This is a genomic window from Allobosea sp. TAF32, assembly GCF_052113585.1.
Taxonomy (GTDB): Bacteria; Pseudomonadota; Alphaproteobacteria; order Rhizobiales; family Beijerinckiaceae; genus Allobosea.
Genome location: NZ_JBFRDM010000005.1, coordinates 199,455 through 221,325 on the forward strand (window position 1 = coordinate 199,455; position 21,871 = coordinate 221,325).

A 21,871-nucleotide genomic window follows, 5' to 3' on the forward strand; every position below is an offset into this window, starting at 1 on the left:
AACCGCATGCGCTTCGGGCTTTTCGGCAAGAGCGAGGCCCGCAAGGGCGGCGACGCAAAAGCCCAAGCGAAGGCTGCGGCCGAGCGATTGAAGGCGCAGGTCACGGAACTGCTCGGCCTATCCGAGACCACGGCGATTGCCGTCAACGAGATTCTCTGCGCCGATCCCGCCTGTCCGGGCACCGAGACGGTGATCCTGGTGATGGAGCCCGGCAAGAAGACCCGGGCCTACAAGCTGGCGATGGCGATGGGGGAAGTGACGGCGGAGGCGTTGGTCGAGGTGTTCCGAGATGCTCGGGCTTGACCCCAGCAACTCGGGAACCAGTGCCCTTTCGTAATGAGATTCTCGGGTCAAGCCCGAGAATGACGGGCTCGCCTTCCGCGCTCAGGGCTTGGGGCCATTCGGCAGTGCCGGCGCGTCGGCGCGGAGCACGATGCCGACGCGGCGGTTAGAAGAAGCGCTCGTTCGGCACTCCGGCATTGGCGAGGATTTCGCGGACGGCATTGGCGCGGGTGATCGAGAGACCCCAGAGATCGCCTTCCGGCGCGGTGCCCGGACGCGGCGTCGCGCTGTGGCCGGAGATGGCGATCTTGTTCGGCATCCGAGACCTGGGTTAACGATAATGATCAGCTCTCGAAGGAGGCGTTGAGCTTGACCGCTTGCCCGCCGCGCCCATTCGGCTAAAGCTCGGAGCGATGTCGCTTCTTTCGCTCTATGCCCGTGTCCTCGGCGAACTCGGCCCCGAAAGGCGGCTGGGCCTCGTCCTGGCATTGGCCAATGTGCTGCTGGCCGCGGTCGCCTTCGCGGAACCGATGCTCTTCGGCACGCTGATCGACCGGCTGACCACGATCCAGGCGTCCGGCGGCAAGCTGAGCTGGGACAGCATCGACTATCTCATCCTTGCCTGGGTCGGCTTCGGCCTCACCAATATCGGGCTCGGCGTCTTCGTTGCGCTCCATGCCGACAGGCTGGCCCATCGCCGCCGGCTCGCCGTGATGGCCCAGTATTTCGAACATGCGCTGACCTTGCCGCTCGCTTATCACACGCAGACCCATTCGGGCCGCGTGCTCAAGGTGATGCTCGACGGCGCCAGCGCGATGTGGGCGCTCTGGCTCTCCTTTTTCCGCGAGCATTGCGCCTCGATCGTCGCGCTGTTCGTGCTGCTGCCCTTCACCGTCTGGAAGAACTGGCAGCTCGGCCTGCTGCTGATCGCGCTCGTCATCCTGTTCGGGGCGTTGACGGCCTTCGTGCTGCGCCGGACCGACCGACTCCAGCGCAATGTCGAAGCGTATCATTCCAGCTTGGCCGAACGGGCCTCGGATGCGCTCGGCAATGTGCCGGTGATCCAGAGTTTCACACGCATCGAGGCCGAGGTGCGCGGCCTGCGCTCGACCATCACGAACCTCCTCAATGCGCAGCTGCCGGTGCTGTCCTGGTGGGCGGTGGCGAATGTCGCGACGCGGGCCTCGGCCACGCTGACGGTGCTCGCGATCTTCATCGTCGGCACCTGGCTCCTGATGCACGGCCAGACCACCGTCGGTGAGATCGTCACCTTCATGGGTTTCGCGACGATGCTGGTCGGGCGCCTCGAACAGATCGTCGCCTTCGTGAACTTCATCTTCATGCAGGCGCCGAAGATGCGCGATTTCTTCGAGGTGCTCGACACTTTGCCGACCGTGCGCGACCCGCCGAACGCTCCGGACCCCGGCCGGCTCAGCGGCGCCGTCGCCTTCGAGGACGTCTCCTTTTCCTATGACGGCAAGCGCACCGCGGTGCGCGACGTCTCCTTCTCGGTGCGGCCTGGCGAGACGATCGCGGTCGTCGGCTCGACCGGCTCGGGCAAATCGACCACGCTCGGGCTGCTGCACCGTGCCTTCGATCCGCAGTCGGGGCGGATCACGGTCGACGGCCTGGACATACGCGACATCTCGCTGCTCTCGCTGCGACGCAATATCGGCGTCGTCTTCCAGGAGCCGATGCTGTTCGCGCGATCGATCCGCGAGAACCTGCTGGTCGGCAAGCCGGAAGCTACCGATGCCGAGCTGATGCAGGCGCTCGACCGGGCCCAGGCGAGCGAGGTGATGGCGCGCCAGCCCGATGGCCTCGACACTCTCGTCGGCGAGCGCGGGCGCACGCTCTCCGGCGGCGAGCGGCAGCGAATCTCGATCGCCCGCGCGCTGCTCAAGAACCCGCCGATCCTGATCCTCGACGAAGCCACCTCGGCGCTCGACGCCGCGACCGAGGTGAAGCTGCAGAAGGCGCTGGACGAGGTGATGAAGGGGCGCACCACCTTCGTCATCGCGCATCGACTCGCCACGATCCGCAATGCCGACCGTATCCTTGTCTTCGAGCAGGGGCAGGTCGAGGAGATGGGCACCTTCGACGAGCTCGTCGCCAAGGGCGGGCGCTTCGCGGCGCTGGCGCGGGCGCAGTATCTCGTCAGCGACAATCCCGCGCCGCTCACCGAAAGCGACGTCAGTCCGCTGGCGCAAAAAATCACCGCCGGCTGATACGCCGCCGGCTCTTGGAAGGCCCTTCGCGAAGGAGCGCATGCGACATCAGCCGTTGCGCCGATGTCGCCTTTCCCGCTTATTAGGTCGCGCCCTTCCCGCAACAGAACTTCCGTGTGACGACGACGATGATGATCCTTCGCCTTGCCTGTGCCTGGGCTTCGGTTGCCGCCTTCCTGCTGTTCGGCGACACTTTGCTCGGTCAGCTTGGCGGGCCGCTGCCGTCGCTGCTTCTCTTCCTCTGGCTGCTCGGTATCATCGTCTGGTCGTCCTTCGGCGTGGTGCATGAGGCCGAGGAACTGGCCGAAAGGCTCGGCGAGCCCTATGGCACGCTGCTTCTGACCCTATCGATCGTCATCATCGAGGTGGCGCTGGTCGGCGCCGTCATGCTGGGCGCGCAAGGCGCGCCGACGCTCGGCCGCGACACGATGTTCGCGGTGCTGATGATCGTGCTCAACGGCGTGGTCGGCGTCGGCCTGCTCATCGGTGGACTCAGGCATTTCCAGCAGCGCTACAATCTCAAGGGCGCCACGTCCTATCTGGCCGTGATCATCCCGCTGACCGTGATCCCGCTCTTCCTGCCGAATTTCACGACCTCGACGCCGGACGGGACGCTGACCTCGTTCCAGGCGATCGCCTTTTCGATCTTCACGGTCGCCCTGTACGGCGCCTTCCTTGCGCTCCAGACGGGCCGGCACAGCATGTTCTTCCGGGAACCCGAGGAGGACGGCAAGCCGGCGTCGGCATCGGCTGCAGCGGAAGAAGGGGCGGCTTCGCCGTCTTCCGTGGGTGAATTGCTGCCGCGCGTCGGCCTGCTGCTTGCCAACATCCTGCCGATCGTCATCCTGTCGAAAAGCCTGGCGAAGGTGCTCGATTTCGGCATCGCTCAGCTCGGCGCCCCGGCGGCGCTCGGCGGCATCCTGATCGCGATGGTGGTGTTCACGCCGGAATGCATCGCGGCACTGCGGGCGATCACAGCCAATCAGCTCCAGCGCGCGGTCAATCTGTGCCTGGGCGCGGCGGCCTCGACGCTCGGCATGACCGTGCCCGCGGTGCTGCTGATCGGTGTCTTCACCGGCCAGCCGGTCGTGCTCGGCCTGTCGGCGACGAACATGGTGATCGCCGCCATGACGCTGCTGCTCTCGACGCTGACCTTCACCGGCACCCGCACCACGATGCTGGAAGGGGCGGTGCATCTCGCCGTGTTCTTCGTCTTCCTCGTACTGGTGTTCAGCCCCTGACCGGCGTGCGATAACCCCGCAGGTAATCGACCCGCGCCGCGCAGCGCGTCATGGTCTCTTGCAACGGCCGGCCCTTAGACGGCTGCCAGGGAGACGATCATGACCGCCTACGCCATCGCCCATCTGCAGGATGTGCGCCTCGGGCCCGAGATCATCGACTACATCAAGCGCATCGACGCGACGCTTGTGCCCTATGAAGGCCAGTTCCTGCTTCATGGCGCGACGCCCGAGATCGTCGAGGGGCCATGGCCGGGCGATCTCGTGATCATCGCCTTTCCCGATATGGAGCGAGCGCGCGCCTGGTACGCTTCACCAGCCTATCGCGAGATCCTGCCGCTCAGGACGGAGAATTCGCGCGGCGCGACGATGATCGTGAAGGGCGTGGCGCCCGGCTATCGCGCAACAGATTTCCTTGCCAAGGCCGGGCTGGCCTGACCCCGGTCAGGCCGCCAGTTCGGCCTCGATGAAGCTGCGGACCTCATCGGTCGCGACTCCCGGCGCTATGAAGCTCTTGCCGATGCCGCGGGCGAGGATGAAGGTCAGCACGCCGCGCTTGACCTTCTTGTCCTGCGCCATGGCCTCGACGATCTGATCGGCGCTGCCCGCCCCGCCCGGCACCTGCTGCAGACGGCTGGGCAGGCCGACATGGTCGAGATGACGCGCGACCCGCACGGCGTCCTGGCCGGAGCAGAGCCCGAGGCGCTGCGAGAAGCGGAAGGCGAGCGCCAGGCCGATGGCGACAGCCTCGCCATGGACGAGCCGGCTGGAGTCGTAGTTTGTCAGCCGCTCCAGCGCATGGGCGAAGGTGTGGCCGAGATTGAGCAGGGCGCGGTCGCCCTCCTCGCGCTCGTCGCGGGCGACGATCGCCGCCTTGGCGCGGCAGGAGACGGCGACGGCATGGTCGCGCTCCGGGCCGCCGGCGATGACGCGGTTCCAGTTGGCTTCGCACCAGTCGAAGAAAGCGGGATCGTCGATCAGCCCGTACTTCACCACCTCGGCATAGCCGGCCTTGAACTCGCGCTCGCTCAGCGTGTCCAGCAGGGCGGTATCGGCGATCACCAACGCCGGCTGGTGGAAGGCGCCGATCAGGTTCTTGCCATGCGGCGAGTTGATGCCGGTCTTGCCGCCGACGGAGGAATCGACCTGAGCCAGCAAGGTGGTCGGCACCTGGACGAAGCGCACGCCACGCCGGAGCACGGCTGCGGCAAAGCCGGTGAGGTCACCGACAACGCCGCCGCCGAAGGCGATGACGAGGTCGTTGCGCTCGACCTTCGCCGCCAGCAGCGCGTCGCAGAGCGCGATGAACTGGGCATAGGACTTCGAGCCCTCGCCCGGGGGGATGGTGATGCGGGTCGCAGTGATGCCCTCCTGACGCAGGCACGTCTCGAAGGCGGCGCCGTGCAGGGCGGCGACGCTCGTATCGGTAACGAGGGCAGCCCTTGCTCCCGGCGCGAAGGCGGCGATCAGAGCCGCCGCCTCGCAGAGCTGGTGGCGGCCGATATGGATGTCGTAGGCGCGGCCTTCGAGCGCGACGGGGACGACGATGCGCGCGCCGGCCTTCTCGGTCAGGGTGGCGTTCATGACGTTTATTCTCCGGCCGTCAGGCGCAGATAGCCGTTCAATGCGGCAATGGTGTCGCCGACCACGATTTCGTGAGGCTCGTCGCTCGACAGGATGGTCAGGTCGGCGAGGGCATAGACGGGCTCGCGCTCGGCCAGCATCCGGCGCAGCGTCGCCTCCGGATCGGCGGTCTGGAGCAGCGGACGATTCGAGCGTTTGCGGACGCGGCGCATCAGCACGTCCGGCTCGGCCTTGAGCCACACCGAGATACCGAACTGCTTGATCCGCTCGCGCGTCTCGGCATTCATGAAGGCGCCTCCGCCGGTCGCCAGCACGACGGGCGACTGCGTCTCGAGGATCCGGCTGATCACGCGCCGTTCGCCCTGGCGGAACTCGGCCTCGCCGCGTTGCTCGAATATCTCGGGGATCGTCATGCGGGCCGCCGTCTCGATTTCCACATCGGCGTCGATGAAGGGCATGCCGAGCCGCGAGGCCAACCGGCGCCCGACCGAGCTCTTGCCGGAGCCCATCATGCCGACGAGCACGATGGCGCGCCCGCCGAGGGCGGTGCGGAGATCGGCCATGTCCGGGGCGGCGATGGTGGCAGCGGCGGTCATCAATCTATTTTCCTTGGAAGGGCCTGTAGCACGCGGCTGCCGGCCACGTCATGCCTTCGTCATGGCTTTTTGGCCGCGCTTTGCGCGCAGCTGTGGCGTGCCAGCCCTTGCGCGATGTGGACGGCATCGCGGATAGTAACTCGGCCCAAGATCGCGCGATTGCGAAAGTCCGCCCGACGTGCCGACGTTATTCCGTTTCCTCGCCTTCGTCGCGATCATCGCCGGTCTGATCTTCGGGGGCATGATTGCGCTTGTGACTTTCGTCCAGCCGGTGCAGCGCGAGATGGTCGAGATCGTACCGCCCGCGAAACTGCAGCCGAAATGAGCCGCCTGGCGCGCCAGCGGCTGAATGCCTTCCTCGACATGTTGGCGGCCGAGCGCGGCGCGGCGCGCAACACGCTCGAGGCCTATGAGCGCGATGTCGAGGATTATCTCGAATCCCTCGGCGGCAAGGCGCCGGGGGACGCGACGCCCGAGGACATTCGCGGTTGGCTGGTGGATCTTTCGGAGCGCGGGCTCAAGGCCTCGTCCGCCGCGCGCAGGCTGTCCGCCGTCAGGCAGTTCCACCGCTTCCTCTACACCGAAGGTCTCGCGGGGACCGACCCGACCGCAGCGATATCCGGGCCGAGGCAGGGGAGGCCGTTGCCGAAGGTCGTTTCCGTCGGCGATGTCGACCGGCTGCTCGAAGCCGCGCGGATCGCCTGTCTGCAGGAAGGGCCGACACCCGCCGCGCGACTGAAGGCCTTGCGGATGCGCTGCCTCGTCGAGATGCTCTATGCCACGGGCCTGCGCGTCTCCGAGCTGATCGCACTGCCACGCTCGGCGGCGACGACGCGCGAACGCTTCCTGATCGTGCGCGGCAAAGGCGACAAGGAAAGGCTGGTGCCGCTGAACGAGGCGGCGCGCCAGGCCGCGCGGGACTGGCTGACGGCCTTGGCGGAGGCGGGGCTGGCCGATGGGCGCTGGCTCTTTCCGTCCGATGGCGAGAGCGGGCACCTGACGCGGCAGGTCTTCGCGCGCGATCTCAAGACGCTGGGCGGAGCGGCAGGGCTTTCAGCTCCGGCTCTGAGCCCGCACGTGCTGCGCCACGCCTTCGCCAGCCATCTGCTGCAGAACGGCGCCGATCTGAGGGTTGTGCAGGAATTGCTCGGCCACGCCGATATCGCGACGACGCAGATCTATACACATGTCCTCGACGAGAGGCTGAAGAGCATGGTGCGCGATCTCCATCCCCTGGCGGATGGAGATCGCGAAACCGGCAAGGAGTGAGGTCGACGCGACCGGCCGAGATTGCCTGCATCGACAGGCCAAATCGCATCATCCGTTCCCATCAGGCCGCGCGGCTCACTGGCTCTCGCATCCGAACGGCTCTCTTGTGCCTAGAACCGCAGGCTGAGCCCCACGACCGGTCCATGCTGGAGCATATCGAACGCGTAGCGTCGACGCCCCTCTCCCTGCTCGTAGTCGACGTAGAGCGCGCGGTAGCCGATGATGCCGGAATAGGTGACGCCGTTCTTCTCGGCAAAATCGAAACTATAGGCTGCGATGGCCTGCCAAGAGAACTTGCTGCCGCCCCCGCCGATATCGCCGCGCAGAAGCAATTCCTGCCCGGGAGCCACGGCGACCCGCATGCGGGCGCCGACAAAGCCGTCTAGCCAGTCCACCGAACCGGAACGGGCAATGGCCAGGTTGCGCGCAAAACTGAGATCGCCGATGTCGGTTGTCGTCGCGCGGTCAAACGACAGCTCGGCGCGCTGATACCAGTAGCGTGCGCCCCCCAGGACATCAAACCCCACAGAACCGAAGCGTGCGACCTCGTATGCGGAGCCGACCTCGAGCGTTGCCATTGAGACGCTCATATCGCCTGAGGTCCCGACCGTGCCGGTCACCCCCGGCACCACACCGCGCGACCTGACGTTGCTGCGGTCTATGCCGAGTTTTGTCCAGACGAAATTGCCGTAGAACGCCAGGGGCCCGTTGCGGGCCTCCAAATCCCCCATCAGACCGACGAGCGTGCCGCCATTTCCCGCGGTGGCGTCGACGATGTCGATGAAGCTTGCCGAGACCTTGGCGGTTCTCCCCTTTACGGTCTGATTTCCGTTGAGGGATGTGAGCCAACCATAGGGGGTGAAGCGGAACGTCCATGCCGATGTCATGGCAGGCGGCACAGGCGGGGCCGGGGGCGGCAAATCAGCAGCCTCGGCCCTCGCGCTGCCGAGGGTCAGGGCGACAAGGATGGAAAGCCCGCAATGTTTGGCGCTGAGAGTCAATGCAGTTGCCCTTAATCGCCCGTGGGTGCGCCGAGTCGGTAGTTCCTTTGTAGAGCCCGATTCGAGGACGGGTAAAGGGTCTGGCATTCCGAAAAATAGGCCGTCTGGGGTTGCCTGTTGGCAGGGTCTGCGCAGATCGTGGCGAGTTGCTCTTGCCGCGATTGCGACGTTTGACAGCCGGTGAGAATGGCGCTCGCCAAGACGACCGAACCAATCAATCGAAGTGATGTCATTGTGATCGCCCCTTTTTTGAGTTCGGATCATGGGCCGGGCCGGTAATCCGGCCCGGATAGTCAGCGGAAGGGCAGCGCCTTCGAATTAAGGCTTCATCTCGATGCCGCGCTCGACGCGCATATCCTTGAACACGACGGCGATGGCCTCGATCACGCGCTTGTTCGGATTGGCCTTGCAGTATTGAATGACCTCGTGCTCCGCCTCTTTTCCACGCTTGACGTTGAGCATGTGCTTTCGCGCAAGGCCATTGTACCACCCGCTGTACCAAGTCGTCAGCATGTCGGCGTCTTCTTGAAACGTACCGGCCAGCTGCGCACAGGTCAATTTTTGCACGTCGATGTAACCATTCTCGTCTGCATACGAGCTCAGCATGGTCTGTGCGACCGCGGGGGTGGCAAGCACGATCGCCAAGAGCGATGCAGACAGTAATTTTCCGTTCATTTTAATCACCTCACAGAATTGTGCCGGAAATTATCTTAAGGAAATTTTGCAGTAACCTTTTCAAGTCTGTTTCGTGACGGCGGGGATCGTCCAGGTTCCATTGATGATCGACGGATCGGTTTCGCTCGGCCAATACATGCGAAGCATCAGGATGAAGTCGCCGGCCGGCGCGGGGAGCCAGTTCGACTCCTTATCCTTGCCGGGCGATTCGTGCTGGATATACAGATCGGTGGAGCCGTCCGGATTGGATTGCAGGTTCTCGCGGGGGCTGATCGAGTACCGGTTGAGCGGGTTGTTCACGAAGAAATACTTGTCGTCATACATGGTCAGCGACCAGAACCCCTCCACGGGCGGCAAATGCCCTTTGGGGAAGCGCATGACGTACTTGTTGGCCCCGTTGTATTTGCGGCCCGCGGCATCGTGTTGCGAGGTTGGGTAGACTGCATCCTGGGGGCGATTGGCGCCGAGACCGATGGCGGTTACAAGCGCCCGCATCAGATAGTCGGTTCCGTAGATGCCGGTCTTTGTCGTAAAGGCAAAGCCGTTCTCGTTCTTGATCGCCCTGTTGATCTTGAATTGCAGCATGATCCTGTCAAAGGCGACTTCCGGGATGCGCTTCGCCAGGTCGACCTTGAATTTGCTCTCGTCGAAGTCCTGCCCCGGGACGATGCCGATGCGCGCAAACCGCGCCAGCTCGGGAGCATCGGCATCCGATGGCGGATTGCTCTTCATCAGCTCGCTGAGCAGTTTGAAGTAGGACACCGCATCCATGCGGTTGACCTGATCTCGCACGGGGGTCTTCATGTCGATCGACGGATCGACCTTGCCGGGCTGCGGCGTATAAGGCTTGCCGTAGGCGCTGAGCGGAACGAGCTTGAACTCGTCTTGCAGCTTGTGGACTGCCGCGTAGTCCTCGGGCGTGCCGGTGCAGTAGATCCGCCCGAGCAGCCAGACGATGTTCGTCAGGGATTTATATTCCTTCACGCCGTCCGGCAAAGTGCCTTTCCAGCCGGGGCCGGTGATCGCATAGGTCTGCGCACCGGTGCCGGTCGTGCGCTTGCCCGGGACCTGGAAGACCGTCGTCCAGCCGTCGAGCATCGGCAGCAGGAAGTATCGTCCCTTCATGTCGGGAACGCTGAGGACCCAGGGTTCCTTTCCGACATCGAAGAACGAGGTGGTGTAAAGCGTATCCGCGTTGGGCGCAGTGACGTCACGGAAGGACGCGTCGGGATAGCTGCGCAGCTTGATGATATGTCCCATCGGACCCCGCGTTCCCACGGGCTCGGCCACATTGGTGATGATCCGCCGGGTCATCTCCATGGTGACCAGCGGATAACCGAAGATGTAGGCGTCGGTCGCGAGCCAAAAATCCTCCAGGCCTTCGCCGATGCCGAGGAAGGCCCCTTGCTCGGCGAGTGCCGAGTGCCCCATCGTCGCGCTTGTCAGTGCGCCTATGCCGCCGAAGGCTGCAGTTCGCCGAGTGATCTTCATTGTGCACCTTCCACCTTGCGCCAGGCCGAAGCGAGCCGGTGAGCACTTGCAGCAGCGCGCCTCCGGGCACTCCTCGCGGGACCGCGCCGTTGAGCGCGATATTGCGCTTCGGCGACGGCGATTTAAGCTTGGGCATTTGGCGTCCCCGCTCGCACGGAATCTTGCCATTTCGCGCCAAAAGCGCGTGTGCGCGAAAGTGCTCAATGCCGGCGTTTGAGCTGAAGCGCCGTCATTTGCGTTGCTGCCGCCTGTAACGTGCAGGCTGGGTTTTCATAAGGCGCCTGAAGCTGCGGGAAAAGCTGGTCGGGCCGGTATAGCCGAGGAGCAGAGCAATCCGCGAAATCGTCTCGTTGGTTTCAGTCAGCAGGCGGCAGGCGGTGGCAAGCCGGACTTCGGCGACGATTTCGCTATGACTGGTTGCCTGCGCTGCCAGGTGCCGTTGAAGTGAGCGGGCGCTAACTCCGAGTCGACTTGCAATATGTCGAAGGGATGCGCCACTCTGCAATGACGCCGCGACAGCTTCTCGCACTGCGTGTTCGGAGGGGATATGTCCGAGCTTCATTATCTTGTCACGAAGGGCCGAAACCTTCGTGTCTCCGTCCACTCAGCGTGCCAATTAACGATCGATTAGATCACTCGTCTGGCCATCGCCCGCCAAAATCGGGATGGCGAGAGATTTCGCTTCGTAACAGGTAGATCATGGCCTGGCATTGATACGAGAAGTAGTTCCGTCGGGTAGCCTTGGGGGAGGCGATCGTTATGAGAAATATTCCTTTAGCACGCTGCCAATTCGTCATCCCTTTCGCCGATATCTGCGATGAGATTGGCGCTCCTACTGCATCATTGCTGGAAAAATCCCGGCTTCCCACTTCGCTCGAGGAGAAGGCAGACGATTTCATGCCTCTGCTGCGCGCGGTTGAATTCGCCGAGGAAGCACAGAGATCGCAAGGTATCGTGGATTTCGGATTTCAGGCAGCGAAGCGACTTCAGTTTTGCCACCTCAGCGCGAAGTTCCGGGCGGTCATCGGATGTTCACCGACGCTGTTCACCGCTCTGCAGCAAGTCTGCAAATGGGCGACGCTGGAGGACAACGTTCTCAATATGTGGCTCGAACGGGCCGATGATCATATCAAGGTATGCAGCAAGCTGATCGGCACATCAGGCATCCCTCACCTCGAACATTCGCAGTGGCTTCAGAATATTTTTTCGATTCATATCGTACAACAATTCGCTGGGCCCGAATGGAAGCCCGCAACAATAGCATTCGAAGCTCGCTACCGTCCAAGCGCAGAAACCCAAGCCCGATGGCCCAATACGCGGTTTCTTTCCGGACAATTTGCTTCGTGGATCGAAGTGCCGCTCTCCTTCATGGGATTTCCCGGCCGTGTGAGCGAGGTGCCGCTTGATTTTCTCGACGAGGATGTCGGGCCGGCCGGGGGGGAAATCATCGGTGCACTCAGGTTGATGTTGCCCTCCTATCTGGACGAAGGGGTTCCGAGCGTCGCGGAGATCGCCGAGATGGCGGGGACCAGCGTCCGGAGCCTTCAGCGCCGGCTCTCGGTCGCCGGCCTCACCTACTCGGAACTGCTCGAGGCCGCCCGGTTTGAAAAAGCGGCCAAGCTTCTGCTGACGACGGACGTCAAAGTGATCGACGTGGCGTTTGCCGCAGGCTACGCGGACCCGGCGCACTTCACCCGCGCATTCCGCCGCATGTCAGGTACGACCCCGCGTCGTTTTCGCGATGAAGCGAGATCGCGATAGCCTCGCCGTCTCCGTCCGCCGCTTGGCCTTGGTGTCTGCGACGCTCTGCCGATGTCCGGCCGCGCGCATTGCGTTGAGCGATCGTCGAGCCCTGACGATGTGTGGACGCGAACGCGGAAACTGCCTGCATAGATGTTTAACATCATGTTCCGACGTATATATCGAAGTGTACGTTTTATACTTGAGGTGAATCCAAATTCGCGTTTCTGATTTTGAGCATCTCTCAATTCGGTTTGGTATTTTTGGTTTAGAATAATTCTATTCAAGAGGCTTTCGCTTGCTATTCCTGCTCAGACGACTACAGGGCAAGCACTTTCGATTTCTGGTCACCTTGAATGCCACGACTTTCAACGCTGGCGGTTTTTGTCGCGACGCTGGCCGCGTGGCACGTGGCGAGCACCTCCGGCTGGGTTACGCCCTTCCTGCTGCCGTCGCCGCGGACCGTGCTGGAAACGCTGATCGAACTGGCCGGCTCGGGTGTCCTCGCCAAGCATATGCTGGTCAGTCTGAAGCGTGTCGGCGCGGGTTATCTGGTCGCGATCGGCCTGGCCGTTCCCGTCGCGCTGCTGTTCAGCCTCAGCGGCGCGCTACGCCGCATGGTCGAGCCGCTGCTGGAGTTCCTTCGCCAGATCCCGCCGCTGGCAATGATGCCGCTGCTGATCCTGTGGCTCGGCATCGGCGAGACGCAGAAGATCGGGATCATCGTTCTGTCTTGCTTCTTCCCGATCTTCCTGGGTGTGCGCGGCGGCATCGCAGCCGTCGACCGCAAGCTCATCGATGTCGGAACGGTCTACGGTTTCAGCCCCGCCGAGATCATGCTGCGGATCGTCCTCCCCTCGGCCTTGCCGTCGATCGTGGTCGGCCTGCGCATCGGCCTCGGCTATAGCTGGCGGGCCTTGGTCGGCGCCGAGCTCATCGCCTCCTCCGCCGGCCTCGGCTACATGATCGTCGACGCGGAGAACCTCGCGCGCACCGACATCGTCCTGGCCGGCATCCTGGTGATCGGAGTGCTCGGTCTCATCAGCGATCACCTGCTTCGATACCTCATCAGCCGCAAGGCAAGCTGGCTGTCCGGCGATCTGGAGATGGCGCGTGCTTGAGGCGCGCCATCTCGGCAAGACCTATCGGTTGGGCGAGACGGAGGTCGTCGCCCTCGCCGACGTCGATCTGGCCTTCCCGCGGGGCTCGATGACGACTGTGGTCGGCCGCAGCGGCTGCGGGAAGACCACCTTGCTGCGCCTTCTCGCCGGCCTCGAGCTGCCGACCAGCGGTGAGCTGATGCGCCAGGCCGGCCCCGTGCGAACGGGTGTCGTCTTTCAGGAGGCACGGTTGATGCCCTGGCTCGACGCGCTCAGCAATGTCGCCTTCGGCCTGCGCCGACGCTTGCCCGCCTCGGTCGCCGAGGAACGCAGCCGCGCCGCTCTCGAAACCGTCGGGCTGTCCGCCTTCGCCGACGCCATGCCCAGCCAGCTATCGGGCGGCATGGCGCAACGCGTCGCGATCGCCAGAGCCCTGGTGACGGAACCGGATCTGCTGCTGCTCGACGAGCCCTTCGCAGCGCTCGACGCCTTCACCCGCCGCGCCATGCAGAACGAACTGATCGCGATCTGGCAGAAGAAGCGGCCGACCATCGTCTTCGTCACCCATGATGTCGAGGAAGCCGTCCTGCTCGGTCAGCATGTGCTCGAGCTCGAGCGGGGCCGTGTCGTTGGCCATGAACCGATCGATCTGCCGTTCCCGCGCGATCCGACGGCGACCGCCGTGAATGATCACCGCCGGCGCATCCTCGCCAATCTCACCGCACCAGGGCGGAACTCCGCATCCGCAATGCATCCCGCCCTCGACAAGGAGCCCTCCCGATGAAACGTCTCGCTGCCCTGGGCCTTGCGCTCGCATTGCTGATCGGCCCCGCGGTGGCCGCGGACAAACCGAAGACGGTCCGCGTCACCTATGTGACCGCGCCCTTCAACGTGCCGTCCATCGTGATGCGCGAGAAGGGCTATCTCGACGAGGCCTTCGCCAAGTTCGGCATCAAGGTGGAGAATCCCGAGATCACCTCGGGTGCCCAGCAGACGCAGGCCCTCGCTGCCGGCGAAATCGATATCGCCAGCGTGCTCGGCGGCACCTCGGCGATCCTCGCGCGCGCCAATGGTGTCGACCTCAAGGTCGTGGCGGCCTATGCCCGCTCGCCCAAGGCCTATTTCCTGATGACCCGTGCGGATGGCCCAACGAAGATCGCCAATCTCAAGGGCAAGAAGATCGCCGGGCCGAAGGGCACGGTGCTGAACCAGCTGCTGGTCGCGGCGCTCGCCTCGCAGAAGCTGACGCTGAACGACGTCGAATACATCAACATGGACCTGCCGGCGGCGCGGGCGGCCCTGCTCGCCGGCCAGGTCGACGTCGCGACGCTTGCCGGCGCCAACGTCACCCTGGTCGAGAAGGCCGGCGGCAAGGCGCTGACCAGTGGCGAAGGACTGATCAAGCCGACGACGGTGATCGGGGCCCGCACGGCTTTTGTCGAACAGCATCCCGATCTGCTCGCCGCCTATTTCGAGGCCCATCGCAAGGCTCTCGACTTCATGGCCAAGAACCCGGAGGAGGCGCTGGCGATCGCGGCGAAGGAGCAGAAGATCTCCATCGAGGATGCACGCGCGCAGATGCCTCTCTATGATTTCACGCCCGCGATGACCGAGGCCGACATCGCCAATCTGTCCGAAGATCAGGACTTCATGATCCAGGCGGGCATGCTGCCCAAGGCCAAGGCGATCGACGTCAAGACGAGCCTTGTCGCACCTTCCGCCTTCACCCTGAAGTAAGCCAGCGCGGCGCCGGTCGGCTCGGCCGGCGCCGCCTATGCCCGGTACCGGAATCATGCGCCTTTCGATTCTCGATCCCATCGTGCTGCCGAAAGGCGGCACTTCCGGCGATGCTCTGCGGACAGCGATCGCCATGGCGCGGGCGACCGAGCAGCTCGGCTTCACCCGCTATTGGGTCGTCGAGCATCACGACGTCGCCTTCGAGGCCAACCCCGCACCGGAGGTCTTCGCCGCGGCGCTGGCCGGCGCGACCTCGCGGATCAGGATCGGGGTCGGCGGCGTGCTTCTGAACCATTACAGCCCCTACAAGGTCGCCGAGGCGATGCGCACCTTGAGCGCTCTGTTTCCCGGCCGCATCGATGTCGGGATCGGCCGCGCCACGGCAGGTCCGCTGGCCGACCACGCCCTGCAGCGACTGCGGGATGCTTCGGTTCCGGACGACCATGCTGCGCATGTCGAGGAACTGATCGGCTGGCTCGGCAATGATCTGCCCGCCGCTTCGCCCTTTCGCGGCATCCGGATCATGCCGGACGAGCCTCCCGGACCACTGCCGTGGATCCTCGCTGTCAGCGAGGAAAGCGCCGAGAGGGCTGCGGCCCTGGGCCTCGGCCTCGCCTGCAGCGCCTTTCATAAGCCCGAACAGGCTCCGCATGCGGCGGCTGCCTATGCAAGGAACTTCACGCCTTCCCGCTACGCTGCCGGCATCGGCACCCCGCAGGCCTTCATCGCCGTGCGCGTCATCGTCGGCGAGACACAGGAGGAGGCGGAGCGGCTTGCCATGCCGGTGCGCGCGGTGTTCAAGCTTCGGCGGTCTCCGGAACGGGTCATGGTGCCGCATCTGCCCGATCTCGACGAAGCGATCGCCATCATGGGCGGAATGATCCCCGCAGAGACCGCCGAGTGGCCCGCCTATGTCATCGGCACGCCGGAGCGCGTGATGGCAACGCTGTCGCGCATGGCGGAGCGGACCGGAATCGACGAGTTCATGATCCAGGATTTTCTGGACGATCCCGGGCTCCGCTTGCGCAACTACGAACTTCTTGCCGCTGCTGTCGGGCAATCTCGTCGCGGCGCCGTCCGGCCATAGGTTCGCCTGACGGCTTGCCCGAAATCGCGCCGTCGATGCTCTATCCGACGCTGCGCGCGTTGGATCAGAGCGCGAACAGGGCCCGCGCATTCGCCGACATGATCCTGTCGCGATCCAGGTCGCTGATCGCAGCGGAATCGATGAAAGCGCGTGCCTCGGTGTTCGACCAGAACGGATAATCGACGGCGAACAGCACGCGCTCGGGGCCGATTTCCGCCAGAGCGCAGGCGAGGGCGGGGTGGGAGAATTTGCCGCTCGTCGACAGATGAAAATGGCCGCGAAAATACTCGCGGAACCGCCGCTTCATCGTGACATGCCGGGCGATGATCGCGTCGCAACGCTCCATCATGAAGGGCAGGCCCTCGCCGAGATGGCCAAGCACGATCTGCAGTTTCGGGAATGCGTCCAGCGCGCCGCTGAGCACCAGCCGCATCGCTATCGTCGCCGCCTCGACCGTGAAGCCGAGCGCGCCGCGGATCAGGACCGGATAATCCTTGTAATAGGCATCTATCACCGGAGCGGCGGGCGTCGCCGGATGGATATAGATCGGAACGCCCAATCCTTCCGCGCGCTCGAAAATGCCCCAATATTTGCGCGCGTCGATGAACTCGCCGCGGGTCAGCCCATGGATCATGGCGCCGCGGAATCCGTTTGCGGAAACGCGTCGTTCAAGCTCCCTGGCCGCCTCCTTCGGATCCGGGGTCGGCAACATGGCAAGGCCGCAGAAGCGGTCGGGGTGGCGCTCCACCGCTGCGGCCAGAAGATCGTTCGACAACCGCGCAAGCCGGACGGAGTCCACAGCCTCGAAATTCTGCGCTCCAGGCTCCACTTCGGATAAAATCTGCACGCCGATGCCGGCGGCGTCCATCGCGGCGATGCGGCCGGCTCCAAGATCGGTGAGCGCCGCGTCGAGTGCGGCGCTGCTCATCACGTCATGGCCGCGCCGCAGATCGCGCAGTCTCGGCGTCCAAAAATGCTCTTCAACGGCGACAATGTCGGACGACATGCTTCGATCCTCGATAGCCCGGGAGCCTCAGTTCAATTCGACGATCCTGCGAGGCGTCTTGTGCAGCCGCTCGGCGATGCCGTCGGACCGGGTCAGGAAATTGTCGCAGACGGTCACGAACAGCCGGTCGGTCGAGAGGCTCGGATGGATGCCGATATTCATGCCGGGCGCGATCGCCATCGTCTCCTCGGCATGCGCCAGCGGTCGTTCCACGGCGTCGCAACCCTGGCCATGGCAATGGACGCGGCGCTCCGGCGGAAAGCCGCGACGGACCATATAGTCGTTGTAGGCTGCGAGGATTTCGTCGCACCGTGCGCCGGCCGAGAGAAGCGACACGGTGAAATCCTGCGCCTCGGCCATGCGGGCGAAGCCGTCGGTTAATTCGGCCGGCGCCTTGCCGAGCGTGAAATACCGGGCGATATGGACGAAATATCCACCTGGCCCGCTATTCTCCGCCTGCAGCAGCAACGTGTCGCCCTCGCGCAGCGTGCGGCCATGGAACGGGCGGATGAGCATTGGGGTCGGTGCGCCCGCCGCGGCCGAGGAGCCGAGAAAATAGCCGGTCTGGCTGCCCATCGTCTGGCCGAGATAATAGGCGCAGGCCATCACTTCGAAATCGCGCATGCCGGGCTGGATGAACGCGCCGATACGCGCGAAGATGTCGTCCTGCATGGCGGCCGCGCGGCGAATGAAGTCGAGCTCGACCTCGCTTTTGACGGCGCGCGCATCGTCGACAAGGTCGCTGGCGTCGGACCAGCTGATATTGCCGGCGCGTCTCTGAAGCCCGGACGCGAAGCCGTGATACATGGCGTTCGCGCCGACAAGCCCGACCGCTTGAAAGCCAGAGCGCGCAATCTCGGCGGCGACTGCTTCCGCGTCCTGTTGGGCGGCATATCGAACCATGGGAAAATTCGCGGTGAACACGCGGCGGCCGACGCCGGGCAACGTCTCATCGCGATCTTCGAGATCGACGACGCGCCCGGCGGCTCCATGGGAGACGAGAGTCATGAGACCGTCGGCCGGTACGATCAGCGTCTGCGCCGGGTTCGGCAATGCGCCAAGGCCGGTGAACCAGCGAAAATAGCCGCCGCCGGCGGCGAGGTTGTTGGCGCCTTGGACGATCAGGGCGTCGAGCTTTCGCGCACGCATGCCCTCGCGAACGGCCCTCCACCGGCGCTCCATTTCGGCGCGCGGGGTTGGGTCGGAGAATCTGTCGATCATGCTCATTGGCGCGCGATTCCCGATTGTGGCCGCGGGTGGATGAAGACGACGATCAAGGGAACCGAGGCGTCAGCTTGTAGCGGCTTTCAGGGCGCGGCAGGCCCAGCCCGTCGCGCAAGGTTTCGCCGTCATAGTCGCGGTGGAACAGGCCACGCCGCTGCAGCTCCGGCAGAGCCAGCGTGGCGAATTCGTCGAGGCTGCCGGGCAAATACGAGGGTTGAACGATGAATCCGTCGCTGCCGCCTTGCCGGAACCACTCTTCCATCTTGTCGACGACCTGCTCGACCGATCCCTTGATCGTCAGCTTTCCGCGCGCTCCCGCAAGTCTGAGATAGAGCTGGCGGATCGTCAGCTTTTCGCGCTGCGCCAGCTTGACGATATTCTGATAGAGGCCGCTCTTGCTGGCGTCCGTCGGCGGCAGATCAGGCAGCGGACCGTCGAGCGAACAGGATGAAAGATCCGCGCCGCCGAGCATGGTCGACAGGATTTCGCGTCCGACGACCGGATGGATGAGCGACTGCATGTGCGCGTGCTTCTCGTTCGCTTCGGCCTCCGTTCGGCCGACGATCGGGTTGATGCCCGTGAGCACATGCAGATGTTCGGGGCGGCGGCCGTAACGCGCCATGCGGCCTTTCACGTCGCGGTAATATTGCTGCGCGCTGGCGAGGTCCATTTCGGCCGTAAAGACGATCTCGGCCGTCGCGGCGGCGAACTCACGGCCATCTTCGGAGGAACCGGCCTGGACGATGACCGGATGGCCTTGAATCGGTCGCGGAACATTCAGCGGCCCGCGAACGCTGAAGTGCCTGCCCCGGTGTTCAAGCGCATGCAGCTTTGCCGGATCGAAATAAGCGCCGCTCTGCTTGTCGCGCAGGAAAGCGTCATCATCCCAGCTGTCCCAGAGCCCGCGGACGACGTCGAGGAATTCATGCGCCCGGTCATAACGCTCGGCGTGGCCATAATGCTGGTCGCGCCCGAAATTTCGGGCCTCGGCATGCGCGGTTGAGGTAACGACGTTCCAGCCGGCGCGGCCGCCGCTGAGATGGTCGAGCGACGCGAATTTGCGCGCCAGATGATAGGGCTCGTTGTAGCTCGTCGAGGCGGTCGCCACGAGTCCGATCCGGTCGGTCACAACCGACAGCGCCGACAAGAGCGTGAGAGGCTCGAAATGCGCGGTATACTGCGCCGACCGGCTGAGCGCGTCCGGATGCGCCTCGCGCACGGCTACCTGATCCGCGAAGAACAGGAAGTCGAATTTCGACTGCTCGGCCGTTCTCGCCATGTCGAGATAGTGGCGAATGTTGACGCCCGCATCGGCTTGCGCGTCGGGATGGCGCCAGGACGCGACGTGATGGCCGGTGTGGTTGAAGAACAGGCCGAGCGTCATCGTGTCGCGAGATCGCATCATGTGGCGCCTTTCAACGGTGTGCCGGGGATGGCCGGACCGCGGCATAGGCTCCGCGCAGATAAACCAGCGGCGCCTCGGCGATCTGCCCGCGGGCGTCGCGGACGAGCCCCACGAAAATCGAGTGGGTCGGCGTCTGGTATTCGCTTGAGAGCTCGCAATCGAACACCGCGATCGCATCGAGCAGAACGGGCGCTCCGGTTTGGAGCGTGGTCCATTGGTCGCTTGCAAAGCGCGCTTCGCCGGCGATCTGTTCGCGGCCGGCGAAGCGGTTGGCCAGCATCTGCTGATCTTCCGCCAGCACGTTCACGCTGAAGCAACGATCGGCGCGAATGCGGGAGTGAGCGCTGGCGTTTCGATTGACGCAGACAAGCAGGGCGGGCGGATCGTCGGATAGCGAACAGATCGACGTCGCGGTCAATCCGGTCCGTTGACCCTTTTCCTTGCCTACGGCGATGACCGCAACCGTGCCAGTGACATTGCGCATCGCGCATCTGAAAGCGGCGGCGTCCATCGTCACAAGTCTCCGCGGTATGAGACAATAGGTAGCATGCGTATTAATATGATAAGTATGCTACCTAACTGTCAAGCCGCTTCTCTGCGGATGGGATCGAGCCGGACATCGTTGTCGGCGGGAGCTGAAAGGCATATTGATGCGGTGTTCACCGATTTCGCAAAGCGCGGGCCATGCTTGATGAGATTGCGGATATTGCCGACCTGAGGGACAAGCCTGGCTTTCTCATCCGGCGCGCGCATCAGATTACTGTCGCCGACATCGAGGCCAAGCTGGCGGCCTACAAGGTGACGGCGCCGCAGCATCTGGTTCTTACGGTGCTTTACCTGCATCCGAAGATCGACCAGGCGACGCTAGCGGATCTCATCGCGCTCGATCGCGTCACAGTCGGGCGCATTCTCGTCGGGTTGGAGCGGCGCAATCTGGTGCGCCGCGATCGCTCGCGTGTCGATGCGCGAGCGCGCGTGCTGAGCCTGTCGACGCCCGGAAAGCGGCTTGTGCTGGCGCTTCAGGACGCTGTGCGGCGATCCCAGACGGATATCCTCGCGCCGCTGTCGGATGAAGAGCGGGGCCAGTTCTTCCACATCATGCGCCGGCTTGTCGGCTTCGAGCCGCCTGCGTCCATTGCCGCTCTTGCTGCGGAAACGCCGGAGCAGCCGGCCGGCGGACGGGTTCACGGACCATAGATCGCCGGATCGTCGATCTCGTTCAGCAGCGGTCTGGCGGCGATGAAGCGGCCGGCGTTCTCGATCACCAGCTCGACCGCCCGCGCCAGCGACGGCGCATGTCCGCGCCCGCCCATATGCGGTGTCAGGATCAAATTCGGGCAGTCCCAGAGCGGGTCGTCTTCCGCCGGCGGCTCGGGATGGGTGACGTCGAGCCCGGCACCGCCAAGTTCGTTGTTGTGCAACGCGTAGCGCAGCGCCGCAGAGTCGACGAGCGCGCCGCGCCCGACATTCACCAGCAGCGCCGTCGGTTTGCAGATCGCCAATTGTCTCGCGCCGATCATGTGCCGCGTTTCGGAGGTGAGGGGCGCGGCGAGGACGATGATGTCGGCACGGGCGAGTGCGCCGTCGAGTTCGTTGGTGCCATAGACCTCGTCGGCTAGCGGATCGGGCATCGCCTGGCGCTTGACGCCGATGATGCGCATGCCAAAGGCGCGCGCCCGGCGCGCGATCTCCCGTCCGATTGCCCCGAGCCCGACGACGGTGAGGACCGCGCCGTCGAGCGCTTGCATGCGGTCGGCGTAGTCCGGAGCCCAGGCGCAGGCGGCTTGGCGCGCAAACGACAGATCGAGCCGACGCGCGAGGCCAAGCATGAGCGCCATCGCATGTTCCGCAACCGCGCTGGCATAGGCATCGCCGACGGTCGTCAGCCGGGCGGCGGCGGGAATTCCGTGCACGCGCGCCGCGTCGTAGCCCGAGAGCAGAAGCTGAACCCAGCGAATATCCGCGCCCAGATCATGCAGCGCCCGCGCCGTCTGCGCGTCGCGCAGCTGGCTCATCGTGACGAGCGCGCGGGCGCCTGGCAGCGCGGCGGCGAAGCCGGCCTGGTCATCGACCCGCGCGACTTCGGCGCCGAGCGCTTGCAGACCTCGCGCAAGATCGGACGCGGCCTGCGACGTCCAAACGATGACTTTCATGGTTTCCCCAGCTGCGATGCGAGCTTTCGATATTGATGGCATGCCAATGATCGGC

24 protein-coding genes are annotated in these 21,871 nt (G+C 64.4%); 12 read left to right on the top strand and 12 right to left on the bottom strand.

Translation table 11 applies throughout. The features are described from left to right. Positions 1 to 6 precede the first annotated feature (6 nt). On the top strand, positions 7 to 303 hold the full coding sequence (locus AB4Z16_RS12710; RefSeq protein ID WP_441511709.1) for a hypothetical protein: 297 nt from the start codon (positions 7 to 9) through the stop codon (positions 301 to 303). Positions 304 to 448: 145 nt separating this feature from the next. On the opposite strand, the gene AB4Z16_RS12715 is transcribed toward AB4Z16_RS12710, so the two are convergent. Further along, positions 449 to 601: an OmpA family protein gene (locus tag AB4Z16_RS12715; protein ID WP_441511710.1), complete on the bottom strand. Its 153-nt coding sequence runs from the start codon at positions 599 to 601 to the stop codon at positions 449 to 451. 94 nt (positions 602 to 695) lie between these two features. On the opposite strand from AB4Z16_RS12715, the gene AB4Z16_RS12720 reads away from it, so the two are divergent. From AB4Z16_RS12720 to AB4Z16_RS12730, 3 genes are all read left to right on the top strand, one after another. Continuing rightward, positions 696 to 2,510: a glucan ABC transporter ATP-binding protein/ permease gene (locus AB4Z16_RS12720; RefSeq protein ID WP_441511711.1), complete on the top strand. Its 1,815-nt coding sequence runs from the start codon at positions 696 to 698 to the stop codon at positions 2,508 to 2,510. Between the two features lie 128 nt (positions 2,511 to 2,638). Next, a complete protein-coding gene (locus AB4Z16_RS12725) occupies positions 2,639 to 3,751 on the top strand; it encodes a calcium:cation antiporter (RefSeq protein WP_441511712.1) in 1,113 nt (370 codons plus the stop codon). 99 nt (positions 3,752 to 3,850) lie between these two features. After that, complete coding sequence (locus tag AB4Z16_RS12730) at positions 3,851 to 4,186, top strand: DUF1330 domain-containing protein (protein ID WP_441511713.1); 336 nt, start codon at positions 3,851 to 3,853, stop codon at positions 4,184 to 4,186. 6 nt (positions 4,187 to 4,192) lie between these two features. Here the strand turns inward: AB4Z16_RS12730 and aroB are convergent, their stop codons facing one another. Further along, positions 4,193 to 5,332 (bottom strand): 3-dehydroquinate synthase, encoded by a 1,140-nt coding sequence (aroB, locus tag AB4Z16_RS12735; RefSeq protein ID WP_441511714.1) that lies wholly within the window; start codon positions 5,330 to 5,332, stop codon positions 4,193 to 4,195. A gap of 5 nt (positions 5,333 to 5,337) precedes the next feature. Further along, positions 5,338 to 5,931 (bottom strand): shikimate kinase, encoded by a 594-nt coding sequence (locus tag AB4Z16_RS12740; protein ID WP_441511715.1) that lies wholly within the window; start codon positions 5,929 to 5,931, stop codon positions 5,338 to 5,340. 175 nt (positions 5,932 to 6,106) lie between these two features. Here AB4Z16_RS12740 and AB4Z16_RS12745 point away from each other — a divergent pair, with 175 nt between their 5' ends. Both AB4Z16_RS12745 and AB4Z16_RS12750 read left to right on the top strand, forming a co-directional pair. After that, a complete protein-coding gene (locus AB4Z16_RS12745; protein ID WP_441511716.1) occupies positions 6,107 to 6,253 on the top strand; it encodes a histidine kinase in 147 nt (48 codons plus the stop codon). After that, positions 6,250 to 7,197, top strand: a complete 948-nt coding sequence (locus AB4Z16_RS12750; protein ID WP_441511717.1) for a site-specific tyrosine recombinase XerD — start codon at positions 6,250 to 6,252, stop codon at positions 7,195 to 7,197. Before AB4Z16_RS12745 ends, AB4Z16_RS12750 begins: the two co-directional genes overlap by 4 nt. A 110-nt stretch (positions 7,198 to 7,307) precedes the next feature. Here the strand turns inward: AB4Z16_RS12750 and AB4Z16_RS12755 are convergent, their stop codons facing one another. The 4 genes from AB4Z16_RS12755 to AB4Z16_RS12770 all read right to left on the bottom strand — a co-directional run bounded on the left by AB4Z16_RS12755 (position 7,308) and on the right by AB4Z16_RS12770 (position 10,926). After that, positions 7,308 to 8,198, bottom strand: a complete 891-nt coding sequence (locus AB4Z16_RS12755) for a hypothetical protein (RefSeq protein WP_441511718.1) — start codon at positions 8,196 to 8,198, stop codon at positions 7,308 to 7,310. Positions 8,199 to 8,516: 318 nt separating this feature from the next. Beyond that, positions 8,517 to 8,873 (bottom strand): HdeA/HdeB family chaperone, encoded by a 357-nt coding sequence (locus AB4Z16_RS12760; RefSeq protein ID WP_441511719.1) that lies wholly within the window; start codon positions 8,871 to 8,873, stop codon positions 8,517 to 8,519. Positions 8,874 to 8,933: 60 nt separating this feature from the next. Beyond that, the gene (locus tag AB4Z16_RS12765; protein WP_441511720.1) at positions 8,934 to 10,364 is read right to left on the bottom strand and encodes a DUF1254 domain-containing protein; all 1,431 of its coding nucleotides are present in this window, start codon (positions 10,362 to 10,364) and stop codon (positions 8,934 to 8,936) included. Between the two features lie 229 nt (positions 10,365 to 10,593). Then, positions 10,594 to 10,926 carry a helix-turn-helix domain-containing protein gene (locus tag AB4Z16_RS12770; RefSeq protein WP_441511721.1) on the bottom strand — a complete coding sequence of 111 codons (333 nt, stop codon included), beginning with the start codon at positions 10,924 to 10,926 and terminating at the stop codon, positions 10,594 to 10,596. A 197-nt stretch (positions 10,927 to 11,123) separates the two neighbouring features. Here AB4Z16_RS12770 and AB4Z16_RS12775 point away from each other — a divergent pair, with 197 nt between their 5' ends. From AB4Z16_RS12775 to AB4Z16_RS12795, 5 genes are all read left to right on the top strand, one after another. Further along, positions 11,124 to 12,125 carry a helix-turn-helix transcriptional regulator gene (locus tag AB4Z16_RS12775; protein WP_441511722.1) on the top strand — a complete coding sequence of 334 codons (1,002 nt, stop codon included), beginning with the start codon at positions 11,124 to 11,126 and terminating at the stop codon, positions 12,123 to 12,125. A gap of 335 nt (positions 12,126 to 12,460) precedes the next feature. Next, positions 12,461 to 13,225: an ABC transporter permease gene (locus AB4Z16_RS12780; RefSeq protein ID WP_441511723.1), complete on the top strand. Its 765-nt coding sequence runs from the start codon at positions 12,461 to 12,463 to the stop codon at positions 13,223 to 13,225. Beyond that, a complete protein-coding gene (locus AB4Z16_RS12785) occupies positions 13,218 to 13,988 on the top strand; it encodes an ABC transporter ATP-binding protein (RefSeq protein ID WP_441511724.1) in 771 nt (256 codons plus the stop codon). Before AB4Z16_RS12780 ends, AB4Z16_RS12785 begins: the two co-directional genes overlap by 8 nt. Continuing rightward, on the top strand, positions 13,985 to 14,941 hold the full coding sequence (locus tag AB4Z16_RS12790; protein ID WP_441511725.1) for an ABC transporter substrate-binding protein: 957 nt from the start codon (positions 13,985 to 13,987) through the stop codon (positions 14,939 to 14,941). Before AB4Z16_RS12785 ends, AB4Z16_RS12790 begins: the two co-directional genes overlap by 4 nt. A 55-nt stretch (positions 14,942 to 14,996) precedes the next feature. Next, positions 14,997 to 16,028, top strand: a complete 1,032-nt coding sequence (locus tag AB4Z16_RS12795) for an MsnO8 family LLM class oxidoreductase (RefSeq protein WP_441511726.1) — start codon at positions 14,997 to 14,999, stop codon at positions 16,026 to 16,028. A 64-nt stretch (positions 16,029 to 16,092) separates the two neighbouring features. Here AB4Z16_RS12795 and AB4Z16_RS12800 read toward each other — a convergent pair whose 3' ends face one another. Genes AB4Z16_RS12800 through AB4Z16_RS12815 form a run of 4 tightly spaced genes read right to left on the bottom strand, consistent with a single transcriptional unit; the run spans position 16,093 to position 20,174 of the window. Continuing rightward, positions 16,093 to 17,034 (bottom strand): amidohydrolase family protein, encoded by a 942-nt coding sequence (locus AB4Z16_RS12800; RefSeq protein WP_441511727.1) that lies wholly within the window; start codon positions 17,032 to 17,034, stop codon positions 16,093 to 16,095. Between the two features lie 27 nt (positions 17,035 to 17,061). Further along, complete coding sequence (locus AB4Z16_RS12805; protein ID WP_441511728.1) at positions 17,062 to 18,261, bottom strand: M24 family metallopeptidase; 1,200 nt, start codon at positions 18,259 to 18,261, stop codon at positions 17,062 to 17,064. Positions 18,262 to 18,307: 46 nt separating this feature from the next. Further along, positions 18,308 to 19,663 carry an LLM class flavin-dependent oxidoreductase gene (locus tag AB4Z16_RS12810; protein ID WP_441511729.1) on the bottom strand — a complete coding sequence of 452 codons (1,356 nt, stop codon included), beginning with the start codon at positions 19,661 to 19,663 and terminating at the stop codon, positions 18,308 to 18,310. Positions 19,664 to 19,673: 10 nt separating this feature from the next. Further along, positions 19,674 to 20,174, bottom strand: a complete 501-nt coding sequence (locus AB4Z16_RS12815) for a flavin reductase family protein (protein ID WP_441511730.1) — start codon at positions 20,172 to 20,174, stop codon at positions 19,674 to 19,676. 173 nt (positions 20,175 to 20,347) lie between these two features. On the opposite strand from AB4Z16_RS12815, the gene AB4Z16_RS12820 reads away from it, so the two are divergent. Next, positions 20,348 to 20,860, top strand: coding sequence for a MarR family winged helix-turn-helix transcriptional regulator (locus AB4Z16_RS12820; RefSeq protein WP_441511731.1), 513 nt, complete (start codon positions 20,348 to 20,350; stop codon positions 20,858 to 20,860). On the opposite strand, the gene AB4Z16_RS12825 is transcribed toward AB4Z16_RS12820, so the two are convergent. Beyond that, positions 20,848 to 21,816, bottom strand: coding sequence for a D-2-hydroxyacid dehydrogenase (locus AB4Z16_RS12825; RefSeq protein WP_441511732.1), 969 nt, complete (start codon positions 21,814 to 21,816; stop codon positions 20,848 to 20,850). The genes AB4Z16_RS12820 and AB4Z16_RS12825 overlap by 13 nt on opposite strands. Positions 21,817 to 21,871: the final 55 nt, after the last annotated feature.

Coding starts and splice junctions, on each gene's coding strand:
- AB4Z16_RS12710 (WP_441511709.1), top strand. CDS start 7: ATGCGCTTCGGGCTTTTCGGCAAGAGCGAGGCCCGCAAGGGCGGCGAC.
- AB4Z16_RS12715 (WP_441511710.1), bottom strand. CDS start 601: ATGCCGAACAAGATCGCCATCTCCGGCCACAGCGCGACGCCGCGTCCG.
- AB4Z16_RS12720 (WP_441511711.1), top strand. CDS start 696: ATGTCGCTTCTTTCGCTCTATGCCCGTGTCCTCGGCGAACTCGGCCCC.
- AB4Z16_RS12725 (WP_441511712.1), top strand. CDS start 2,639: ATGATGATCCTTCGCCTTGCCTGTGCCTGGGCTTCGGTTGCCGCCTTC.
- AB4Z16_RS12730 (WP_441511713.1), top strand. CDS start 3,851: ATGACCGCCTACGCCATCGCCCATCTGCAGGATGTGCGCCTCGGGCCC.
- aroB (WP_441511714.1), bottom strand. CDS start 5,332: ATGAACGCCACCCTGACCGAGAAGGCCGGCGCGCGCATCGTCGTCCCC.
- AB4Z16_RS12750 (WP_441511717.1), top strand. CDS start 6,250: ATGAGCCGCCTGGCGCGCCAGCGGCTGAATGCCTTCCTCGACATGTTG.
- AB4Z16_RS12760 (WP_441511719.1), bottom strand. CDS start 8,873: ATGAACGGAAAATTACTGTCTGCATCGCTCTTGGCGATCGTGCTTGCC.
- AB4Z16_RS12765 (WP_441511720.1), bottom strand. CDS start 10,364: ATGAAGATCACTCGGCGAACTGCAGCCTTCGGCGGCATAGGCGCACTG.
- AB4Z16_RS12770 (WP_441511721.1), bottom strand. CDS start 10,926: ATGAAGCTCGGACATATCCCCTCCGAACACGCAGTGCGAGAAGCTGTC.
- AB4Z16_RS12775 (WP_441511722.1), top strand. CDS start 11,124: ATGAGAAATATTCCTTTAGCACGCTGCCAATTCGTCATCCCTTTCGCC.
- AB4Z16_RS12780 (WP_441511723.1), top strand. CDS start 12,461: ATGCCACGACTTTCAACGCTGGCGGTTTTTGTCGCGACGCTGGCCGCG.
- AB4Z16_RS12790 (WP_441511725.1), top strand. CDS start 13,985: ATGAAACGTCTCGCTGCCCTGGGCCTTGCGCTCGCATTGCTGATCGGC.
- AB4Z16_RS12795 (WP_441511726.1), top strand. CDS start 14,997: ATGCGCCTTTCGATTCTCGATCCCATCGTGCTGCCGAAAGGCGGCACT.
- AB4Z16_RS12800 (WP_441511727.1), bottom strand. CDS start 17,034: ATGTCGTCCGACATTGTCGCCGTTGAAGAGCATTTTTGGACGCCGAGA.
- AB4Z16_RS12805 (WP_441511728.1), bottom strand. CDS start 18,261: ATGAGCATGATCGACAGATTCTCCGACCCAACCCCGCGCGCCGAAATG.
- AB4Z16_RS12810 (WP_441511729.1), bottom strand. CDS start 19,663: ATGATGCGATCTCGCGACACGATGACGCTCGGCCTGTTCTTCAACCAC.
- AB4Z16_RS12815 (WP_441511730.1), bottom strand. CDS start 20,174: ATGGACGCCGCCGCTTTCAGATGCGCGATGCGCAATGTCACTGGCACG.
- AB4Z16_RS12820 (WP_441511731.1), top strand. CDS start 20,348: ATGCTTGATGAGATTGCGGATATTGCCGACCTGAGGGACAAGCCTGGC.
- AB4Z16_RS12825 (WP_441511732.1), bottom strand. CDS start 21,816: ATGAAAGTCATCGTTTGGACGTCGCAGGCCGCGTCCGATCTTGCGCGA.